Here is an 8,280-nt window from a genome sequence, read left to right as displayed (position 1 = left end):
CCCGGAAGACGGTATCGGCTCCCAGGGACATATGGCCTTCGACGTTTTCGAAGAAGCACCATTCGGGATCCAGTTCCCGAATGATCCTGCTGATGTGGGGCCACAAGTGCCTTGGATCATCCTCGCCGCGCCGCTTGCCGGAGAAGGAAAACGGCTGGCACGGATATCCGCCAGTGAGGATATGAACCTTGCCACGCCAAGGGCGGCCGTCGAAGGTGGTAACGTCATCCCAAACAGGCGCGTCACCCATGGCCTGGTCAGCCATCCTCGCCACGAGGGTCGCTGCAACGAAGGCCTCCCGCTCGACGTAACAAACAGTTCGGTATCCGGGTTCTGCAATGTGGAGGCCAAGCTCCAATCCTCCAACGCCAGCGCAGAGGGCAATTCCGTTGAAGGTATCATTTGTCGTGGAATGTAGAGCCACACATGTCAGTCCTTGTCTGCCGCTCATCGCGATCTTGTGCGGGCTCTGCTGGCCTCAGATGATTTATAGTGCCGCATCGGCGGCATTTAATTTCGATGGTTGCGGCGATTGCGCCATAACCGGCCTTGAACAAAAGAGCGCGGCAGCGGCCGCACCGAATATCCTGCATTGTTGAAGCATCTCGACTCAGTCACAACCGCTTCTGCCTCGCGAGGCCGGGGTGTGACAGTTATCGACATCTGCTGTCTGACGGGATCGGTCGCCAAACTTAGACCCGTCATCAGGGCAATGCCCTGGCACTCCGTCATCAACTCTTTGCTGCCAGTTCCGGCGTCATCAGCCAGCCTCCCTGTTCGTCGAATGTGAACTCGTGGGTGATGGTCTGGGCGACGAGATCGCGCCCGCTCCATCCACCAAATCCGATCAGCTGAACAGGCGCTCCGGCCATCGCCGCAGGATCGCCCTCAATGGTCACGCTGCCGGTGATCGTGGCGCGTGCCAGTGCGGTTGCTTCCGCCTTGCTCTTCACCTTGGCCTCGGAACCGGATGCGGCCGGAAACAGCGAGAACATGCTCGCCGCCTTGCCTAGACCCGGAACCAGTTCCAGCAACGAAAGACCCTGATCTGCATCGAAGTAACCGGCGTTCACCTGGCCATATTTTGCCTTTGCCTCGTGGTTCAGGTCGCAGCCGATTACGTCCTCAATGGAGATCGTGAGCGGCGGAATGATGGAGCCACCCGCCGTCTGGCCGCTGTTCTTTTCTGTCACCAGCCACTGCCCGTTTGCGGGCTTCAGCGTGCCGCCTAGCTCATCAGCCAGCGCCTGCGCAAAGCCCACGGCGGATTGCTGCATGCGCAGCCGATACGGGATCCTGATATTGGCGATCGACGGATGAACCTTGGCGCTCTTGCCCGCACTGGACGCCAACCGAGAGAAGATCTCGCCCGCCGTCAGGTCCTCAAAATGCTCGGTCTCTTCCGCCTTGTCGGCATCCACGAAGTCGGCCGATCGGGCGGTGATGGTCAGCACCCAGCCATGATCGGCCGAGAAGCTGATGCGGCTGTTCTGATAGGTGAAGGAACCGGCATCCTTCAGCGCGCCAGCCTCCCAGCCATAGAGAAGCCGGTAGCGCGTGCCCTCAGCTGGCGGCGCTTGGAGGGGCAATGTCACCGAGAAATCGAACTCGATCTCATCGGCATCGCCGCCTTCATTGTCGGTGAAGCGAACGGCCAGCAACGACGAACCCCATTTCGGAATGAGATCGCTTTCGCTTTGACCAATGACCTGAACCACGGGTTTGCGCATCGCTCACTCCCACGGCAAGGTGAAGCTGGCGGAAGGCGTGGCCCGGAAATCCTTCGGAGGATCGATGGCCGTGCCTTCCGGCACCATGCCATTCTGCATCACATCCGCCAGCCTTGGATTGGCCTTCAAAAGTGCTTCAACCGTGCCTTGACGCTCGGTCTGCAAAAGCTTCTTGGCGATCTTGTCGAGACGCTCGCCGCCATACCCCACGATGTAAGCCACCATCAGAGCAGACCCTCCAGGCTGGCAATGCGACCGGCCGATTGCAGGTAGATCGACGGCGGCATGAACAGCAGGCCAAGGCTCACACTCACCTCGCGGCCAATGCCATCGACCGGGTGCAGGCGCTCCTCGTCATAATCCATCGTCTCGATGACACAGAGGCCGTCGGCAAGGCCGAGATAATTGCCACGAAGCCGCGTCATCGGTGCCATCAGCTGCGCCCGGTGCAGGCCTTTGAGAATGGCAACGGCATCAAGCCCGCCAACGACATGCGGATAGGTCACCGCCTCGATCGTCATCCGCTGATCGCCCGCACCCGTTACCTGATAGCGCATGCCACCCTGCACGGCATGGGCCGGAAAGCGCGCCTCGGAGGAATAACTCAGTCGCTGCGGGTTGAGGCCGACGGTGTAGAGAACAGCGCCGCCTATGGAGATCAAAGCGCCGGAAGGCTGCATCGCGCTCATGCAAGCCCCCTGCCGACATCATGCAGAGAACGCGCCTTCGCCTGCTGGATCGCACGCGCCGCATCTCGTCGTGACTTGAGCGCCGCGAGCTTCGGATTCGGCGTCACGATGTTCTGTGTCAGGTTCATGCTAGACGAGTTTTGCAGCGACGAGTGCTTTTCCGAAGCCGGAGCGGAGGAGCCTCCGGACGAAGGCGGAACGAAGGTCGGTGCGATTGTCGGCTGGGCGGTGAAGTTCAACACCCGCTCCATCTCGGCAGCCTTCTCGGTGGCGATGGAGACGGCGCGATCGGCTTCAATCGTCAGCCGCTCATTGTAACCGTTCATCGCCTTCTCGGCAGAGCCGGACAGATCCTTTTCCAGCTTGCCCTCTATCTGTGGAGTAACCGGCCGCTCCGCTGGAATCGGCCCCGGTCTTTGTCCGGGAATAGGAAGCTCGCCGGTAGACTTGCCGAGATCAACATTGTTCGCGTCCTCGGCACGCCTTACCGCTTCAGCGCCTGCTTCGGCTCTGATCGTGCGGACATTCTCGATGATGGCGGCTTCTTCTTCCAGTAGGGTCGCCATCTCGGCTTTGAGCCGGTTAATCTGAGGGCCGAGAGACTGCCCACCATCGGCCATTTCCCGTTGCTGACCCTGAAGGCGCAGGATCTCATTTTCGATCCGCAACCGCTCCGCCGATGTCTGTTTCAGCAGCTCAGGTTCTTCCTCGACGGTCCTTTGCTTATTGTACTCTGGGCTGATGACACGGACGATCCTGTCCGCGAGCGGCGAGATCAACCGGTCGTAAGCCTCACCAAATTTGCCGCCTGTCGCTTCCAGGGCAGCATCACGGCGGCGAGACTTTTCATAAGAGGTTTTGCCCACAAAATCGAAGTTTTGATCGGTCTGGCCTGCTGATCCGTCACGGACTTGCTTGAGCCAGTCATTATATTCTTCCCTGAAAGTAATCAGCGGCAAAAGAGCCAATTTGGCTTCCCTATCGCCGAACAGTTCACCAATCCGAAAATCATCGCCATTCGTGACGCGCATCACCTCGTCGACAACATCCAGCATGTAAGGCGTACCGTTCCTCAGAGACCGCTTCTTCAACGCCTCGATGTCGATTCCGGCTTCATCGAAATTCTTGACAGTGTCAGGTGACGAGAGCTTACCAATCAGGTTGTCGAGATTGCTGGCAGCGATATCTTCTGTGCCGGAAGCCTTCCTCACTATTTGAGCAGCGGTTACAAGCTCAGACAATGCAGGCAGTCCTTTGCGTCCCGTCCCGGCATACATTGTCGCAAGCTTTGGCAGGTTTCGAGCGAAGGCACCCACTTCGAAGCGACCGAGATCCGTGCCCTTCGACATCATGTCGAGGGCGAGCGGCACCTCGCTTTCCTTGATCCCCAAGTTCTGGATCATGGCGATGACCGCGTCGGAGATCGTACCTGGTGCTGATTTACTAGCTACAGCAGCCTTCAAAGTAGGCTCAAGGATCTGCTCCTGCTGCCCAAGATCCATACCGGCAGCGGCATAATTCCCGCGCGCCTCGTTAACCTCGGTCTGGCTGCGGCCATACCTCGTTGCGAGCTTTTCATTTGATGCCTGGATCTGCGCCATTGCCTCCGGTGTCCGCATTCCCACCGTGACGGCAATAGCCGCAACCTCGCGATTGACCTCCTTGAACCTTTGGCTCAGTTGCTCCAGGCCGCCAATGATCCGGTCCGCAGAGGCAAAAGCCATCAACCCGCTGAAGGCACCGGCAGCGGATGAAGCGAGCAGGCCCATGGTCGAGTTTAAAGCAGAGGCAGGACGTTCCATTTCGCCCAGCTTCGAGCCGACCACACCGAACTTTTCGCCGCCTTCGCGAACGAAGCGACCTGACGCATCACGCAGCCTTCCAAACTGACGCTCTGCCTGCTGTGCTCGATCTCCGAGCCCTTTCAGCTGGCGATCCAGACCATTGACGTTAATCCCGTTCAGCTGGCGGGCCCGAGAGCCAAGCCGATTGACGGCGGCTTCACTCTTGCCTGCCTCACGGCTGACCTGGGCAATATCGCGGCCAAGCTGGTTCGATCCTCGTGAACCCAGTTTGCGAGCCGCGTCTCCCAATTCCTTTAGGTCACGTTCCGCTACCTTCGCATCACGCGAAAGCTCATTCTTCAGCCGAAGCCGGAGGGAGACATCCATCGTCATTGATCAGGCCTCACCGTAAAGAGACCACCGAACGTTTCAGCATGGATCATCCGCGCTTCCTCGTGCCAGAGCAGCAGCTCGTCCCACCACATGCCCATCACCGATGGCAAAGGTGTATTCAGATAGCTGGCGACCCGCGCCGTATAGCGACGCCATAGCTTCAACTCGCCGATGGCTCTGGGCCCGGCTTCAGTGACGGGGGCAAAAAATCGAAACAGACCTCAGTCACGGCATCACCGTCAACGTCGATCAGACCACGCAGAACGCCAACCGGCAGCCCGGTCATGGCCGCGTAAATGTCGAATGTGGAAAAGCTTCCGCCCTGGGCACGTTGGATAAAGCGATCGACATCACCGATCCGGAGACGACGGACCGTGATGGCGTGAACCTCGTTTCCTTTGAAACGGAACGGATATTGGAGCGGGATCTGCCGCTGATGCACCTCGCCGAGAAACTCAAGCTCTGCGATCTCGGCTTCAACCTTCGCAATCGCAGGTGCGGCAGCAGATGCGGGATCGGCGACCTTCCCGCTGCTGTTATCCAAATCCTTCCACATTTCCGGAGGCGGAAGTGGGATCTCGATAGCCTTTACATCGGTGCGATCGTCCTTGGACTGAGGCTCCATAACAACTGCGCTGGGGGCTTTGGGCGTGTTTGAAGACACTTTGAAACCTCTTCAAATAGAGATGGCTGGCCGCTCCACCGCTACAGCCAGCCTTATCTGACGCGCCTGTCGGCGGACGCGCTCCGGGTATCTAAGATCAGGCCGCGATGATGCGGTTATGCTCGGCCGTGTAGTTCACGCCGTTGATGATCAGGGTGTTGTTCTGAACATCGAACTTGTGGACGATCACGCCATCCATCATGTCCTGGTAAAGCACGATGGAAGACCATTTCAGGCGGGTGGCTCCGGTCGATTTCTGGCCCTTTACCCCGCCCTGAACATACTCGTTAAGCAGCCCCTTCATCGTCACCACGCGGCCCTTCAGCTGCACAGTGCCGGAACCGACCTCGCCAGTGGAAGAAGCCGGGAAAACGTTGAGCAGGTTTTCGTAGTAGGCGAGCGTCGTCCAGTCCCCCGGCTCGCGACCAAAGCGCGCCTTCAGATCCTCGTGAACGCCGTTCACCGTCATCTCGGAGGTCAAAGGCTGAACCTCAGCCGGAAGCTCAAGGCCGAACCAGCCGCCACCCATGACGAAGGGCAGCATCTCGCGGGTCAGCGCCGGAAGGGTCGTTTCGTCAATGCGAAGACGCTGGTTGATCTCGTTGCAATACCAGTTGGAACCACGAATGAGGCGATCCATGATTGGGCTCCTTTAGGCCGTAACGCGGATGTTGGATGAGCCGAGCTGCGAGAGCGCAGAGGCGATGGCGGCGTTCAGCACGTCGAAGGCTTCCGGCATCGCCTCGTCGTAAAGCTGGAGATCAACGAGATCCGGCGTCTCGGCCCAGCGCAACTTGACGCGCAATCCACCGGCAGACAGCAGTGTGGCCGGGTTGAAGCTCTTCGACCAGAGGAGCTCATAATCAATGAGCGCCCCAAGCGTGACGAGATCGGAGAGAAACTGGTCCGCCGCCCGGTAGATCAGCGTCACCATATGTGGCGTGATGTCTTCCGACAGATACTGTCGCACCGGCCGCAGCATGGCCTTTTCCACCGCACGGCGCGTGCGGATCTTCTTGACCGATCGCCAGGCATTGACCGTCGGGTCGGTTGCCGTCGTGAACGGGGCCCAGAGAAGATTGCCTTCGATGATGGTGCCGACGCCCGCCTGCGCAAGCTGGTTGGCTTCCGATCCGGTATCGCCATCGGTGTAACCAACGGGAACCGATGGCCCGAGAACACCCTGAAGCGGACGGTTCCAGCAGGCCTTGTAGGGTCCACCCGTTTCCTTGTCGCGGCGGATCATCCGGCCGACATAAGAAGCAGAAAGAGGCCTCGTCACATTGCCCGCCCCGAAATTGAAGACGCCACCGGGATAGAGCGCGACGACATTCAGCGCCGCCTTGAAATCTTCCGCCCATTCAATCGCCGCCTCGCGGGAAGCGGCAGGCGTATCGGCAACGACCAGGCAGTCGATAATCCGATCGGCAACAATGCTTGCGGCGGCAGCAACAGGGTTTGCCGCATCGTCCAGGCGCGCCGACATGTAACCGGGAGAGATGATTGCGCCGGGTTCGATCTTGATCTCGCTCTTGGCATCGAGCAGCGCATAGATGCCGGTCTTCGACCCTGCGGAGCCGACAATCCCATTGATCTCGGCTTCCAGCTTGGCGGCGGGATCGGTCAAAGTGGAATGCGCCGTCCGGACGAAGGCAATATCGGTGACGATGCCTTCCTGAAGCAGCTGGTCGCAGGCATCGCGGGCAATTCCGGCGCCAAGCTTCGACAGCTGCTCTGTGTCATCGAGCGCAAGCCGGACAGGCTCATTGATCGGAAAAGCCGCGTTGTCGGCTAAGGGAGCCGGAAGCACCATGCTAGGCTTGGTGCTGTCTCTGGTGTCGATCTTCGCGACGGTGGACAAAAGATTGGAGAACCGGCGTACGCCGACGAAATCCGTGGTGCCTGACATCGGTCATCCCTGCTTGGCAGATTAAAAGCTGGGATGAAGTTAGGGCGTGGCAACAAAAAACCGGGCTGACAGCTGTCATCCGCCCGGGTTGATCTAATCAGTCGCGAAACAATGGCCCGCTTGCGGCCTGAAATCAAGGCCTGTTAAGTTGGGCTCGCGGACCGCAGTCAAAGCGCGTTGACTTACTCTGACGGTGACAAGAGGCGCACGCATCGCCGACTACTCGCAAATCTTAGAAGCGCAGCATAGAAGAGGGATAGCCCAAATTTATCGAATCCAGCTCGGAGCTATCGATGGCCGATTTTGCCCATGACCGCGTAAGGGACTTGTTAGACGATGTGTCTCGCCGAATGAGTACCTTTCGCAAGACCAGGGACTCGTCCGGACACGCCGACCAAACAACAGGTAACGGAATTGCCGAAATAGAGGCTCGCTTCACACAGATAGATTGGGCATGTCATGAAATCAGAAACATGGAAGAGAATCACTTCCGAACACCATGGATTGCGATCTCCCTCGACCCCAATAAGACGCGCTTTGACCAAGCACGTACCGATCTCCTAGCCCTGCGGTTTATGGTAGAAGGCGTCTATATGGCCGCATGGCAAGTTCGGGAAGTGTGCCAGAGGATTAAGGCGCTAAAGTTCGATGCCAACGGGTTGAGATACGTCAGAAATCAATTGATAGTGCACCCAACGAAACCGGACGGAGTCTACAGCTGGAGCTACGCCATAGGTATGGATGGCAACGGGCTAACACTAGCAGTAGCGCGCTCAGACGGAGACCTGTCGAAACAGCTTGATGCTGGCTTTTGGCCGAACTTAGAAGAGTTCTTACTCAATTTCGACGCCAAGCTCAGGCAGCTGTAACTCCGATCACTGCCCCGCCGCCCACATCCAGAGCGCGTCGATCTGCTCTTCCGGCAGGCCCATCGCGACACCGATCTGGCTCACGAGCGGGTTTGTCCGCTGGTAGGCTTGCGTGTCCTGCCAGTCGATCAGCGCCGCCTCTCGCTCAAGCGGGTCGGCAATGGTGCCGATTTGCGCTTCGACCTCTGCCGACGTGACGCCGATCGACAAGAGCCCGTTGCGGAGCTGCTTGCGCGTGAGCG

9 protein-coding genes and 1 pseudogene are annotated in these 8,280 nt (G+C 58.8%); 1 reads left to right on the top strand and 9 read right to left on the bottom strand.

The annotated features are described in order from the left end of the window. The 8 genes from E8M78_RS21510 to E8M78_RS21470 all read right to left on the bottom strand — a co-directional run. On the bottom strand, positions 1-451 hold a 451-nt coding region (locus tag E8M78_RS21510; protein ID WP_137137011.1), incomplete at its 3' end, for a DNA cytosine methyltransferase. A gap of 280 nt (positions 452-731) precedes the next feature. Then, positions 732-1,730, bottom strand: coding sequence for a hypothetical protein (locus tag E8M78_RS21500; RefSeq protein ID WP_137136992.1), 999 nt, complete (start codon positions 1,728-1,730; stop codon positions 732-734). 3 nt (positions 1,731-1,733) lie between these two features. After that, positions 1,734-1,955, bottom strand: a complete 222-nt coding sequence (locus tag E8M78_RS21495) for a tail protein X (protein WP_137136991.1) — start codon at positions 1,953-1,955, stop codon at positions 1,734-1,736. Beyond that, positions 1,955-2,419, bottom strand: a complete 465-nt coding sequence (locus E8M78_RS21490) for a phage tail protein (RefSeq protein WP_246658429.1) — start codon at positions 2,417-2,419, stop codon at positions 1,955-1,957. Before E8M78_RS21490 ends, E8M78_RS21495 begins: the two co-directional genes overlap by 1 nt. Beyond that, positions 2,416-4,596, bottom strand: a complete 2,181-nt coding sequence (locus E8M78_RS21485; protein ID WP_137136990.1) for a phage tail tape measure protein — start codon at positions 4,594-4,596, stop codon at positions 2,416-2,418. Before E8M78_RS21485 ends, E8M78_RS21490 begins: the two co-directional genes overlap by 4 nt. 160 nt (positions 4,597-4,756) lie before the next feature. Then, positions 4,757-5,260 carry a phage tail assembly protein gene (locus E8M78_RS21480; protein WP_137136989.1) on the bottom strand — a complete coding sequence of 168 codons (504 nt, stop codon included), beginning with the start codon at positions 5,258-5,260 and terminating at the stop codon, positions 4,757-4,759. A 97-nt stretch (positions 5,261-5,357) separates the two neighbouring features. Next, positions 5,358-5,900 (bottom strand): phage major tail tube protein, encoded by a 543-nt coding sequence (locus E8M78_RS21475; RefSeq protein ID WP_137136988.1) that lies wholly within the window; start codon positions 5,898-5,900, stop codon positions 5,358-5,360. A 12-nt stretch (positions 5,901-5,912) separates the two neighbouring features. Then, complete coding sequence (locus E8M78_RS21470) at positions 5,913-7,169, bottom strand: phage tail sheath family protein (RefSeq protein WP_137136987.1); 1,257 nt, start codon at positions 7,167-7,169, stop codon at positions 5,913-5,915. Positions 7,170-7,462: 293 nt separating this feature from the next. On the opposite strand from E8M78_RS21470, the gene E8M78_RS21465 reads away from it, so the two are divergent. Next, positions 7,463-8,038, top strand: coding sequence for a hypothetical protein (locus tag E8M78_RS21465; RefSeq protein ID WP_137136986.1), 576 nt, complete (start codon positions 7,463-7,465; stop codon positions 8,036-8,038). 6 nt (positions 8,039-8,044) lie between these two features. Here the strand turns inward: E8M78_RS21465 and E8M78_RS23480 are convergent. Beyond that, positions 8,045-8,280, bottom strand: a pseudogene (locus E8M78_RS23480) (hypothetical protein); the annotation flags it as partial.

This window comes from Rhizobium sp. FKY42 (assembly GCF_005222835.1).
In the GTDB taxonomy this organism is placed as follows: domain Bacteria; phylum Pseudomonadota; class Alphaproteobacteria; order Rhizobiales; family Rhizobiaceae; genus Neorhizobium.
Note: the sequence above shows the minus strand (reverse complement) of the source record. Positions and strands in the feature narration are given on the sequence as shown.

Coding starts and splice junctions, on each gene's coding strand:
- E8M78_RS21500 (WP_137136992.1), bottom strand. CDS start 1,730: ATGCGCAAACCCGTGGTTCAGGTCATTGGTCAAAGCGAAAGCGATCTC.
- E8M78_RS21495 (WP_137136991.1), bottom strand. CDS start 1,955: ATGGTGGCTTACATCGTGGGGTATGGCGGCGAGCGTCTCGACAAGATC.
- E8M78_RS21490 (WP_246658429.1), bottom strand. CDS start 2,419: ATGAGCGCGATGCAGCCTTCCGGCGCTTTGATCTCCATAGGCGGCGCT.
- E8M78_RS21485 (WP_137136990.1), bottom strand. CDS start 4,596: ATGACGATGGATGTCTCCCTCCGGCTTCGGCTGAAGAATGAGCTTTCG.
- E8M78_RS21475 (WP_137136988.1), bottom strand. CDS start 5,900: ATGGATCGCCTCATTCGTGGTTCCAACTGGTATTGCAACGAGATCAAC.
- E8M78_RS21470 (WP_137136987.1), bottom strand. CDS start 7,169: ATGTCAGGCACCACGGATTTCGTCGGCGTACGCCGGTTCTCCAATCTT.
- E8M78_RS21465 (WP_137136986.1), top strand. CDS start 7,463: ATGGCCGATTTTGCCCATGACCGCGTAAGGGACTTGTTAGACGATGTG.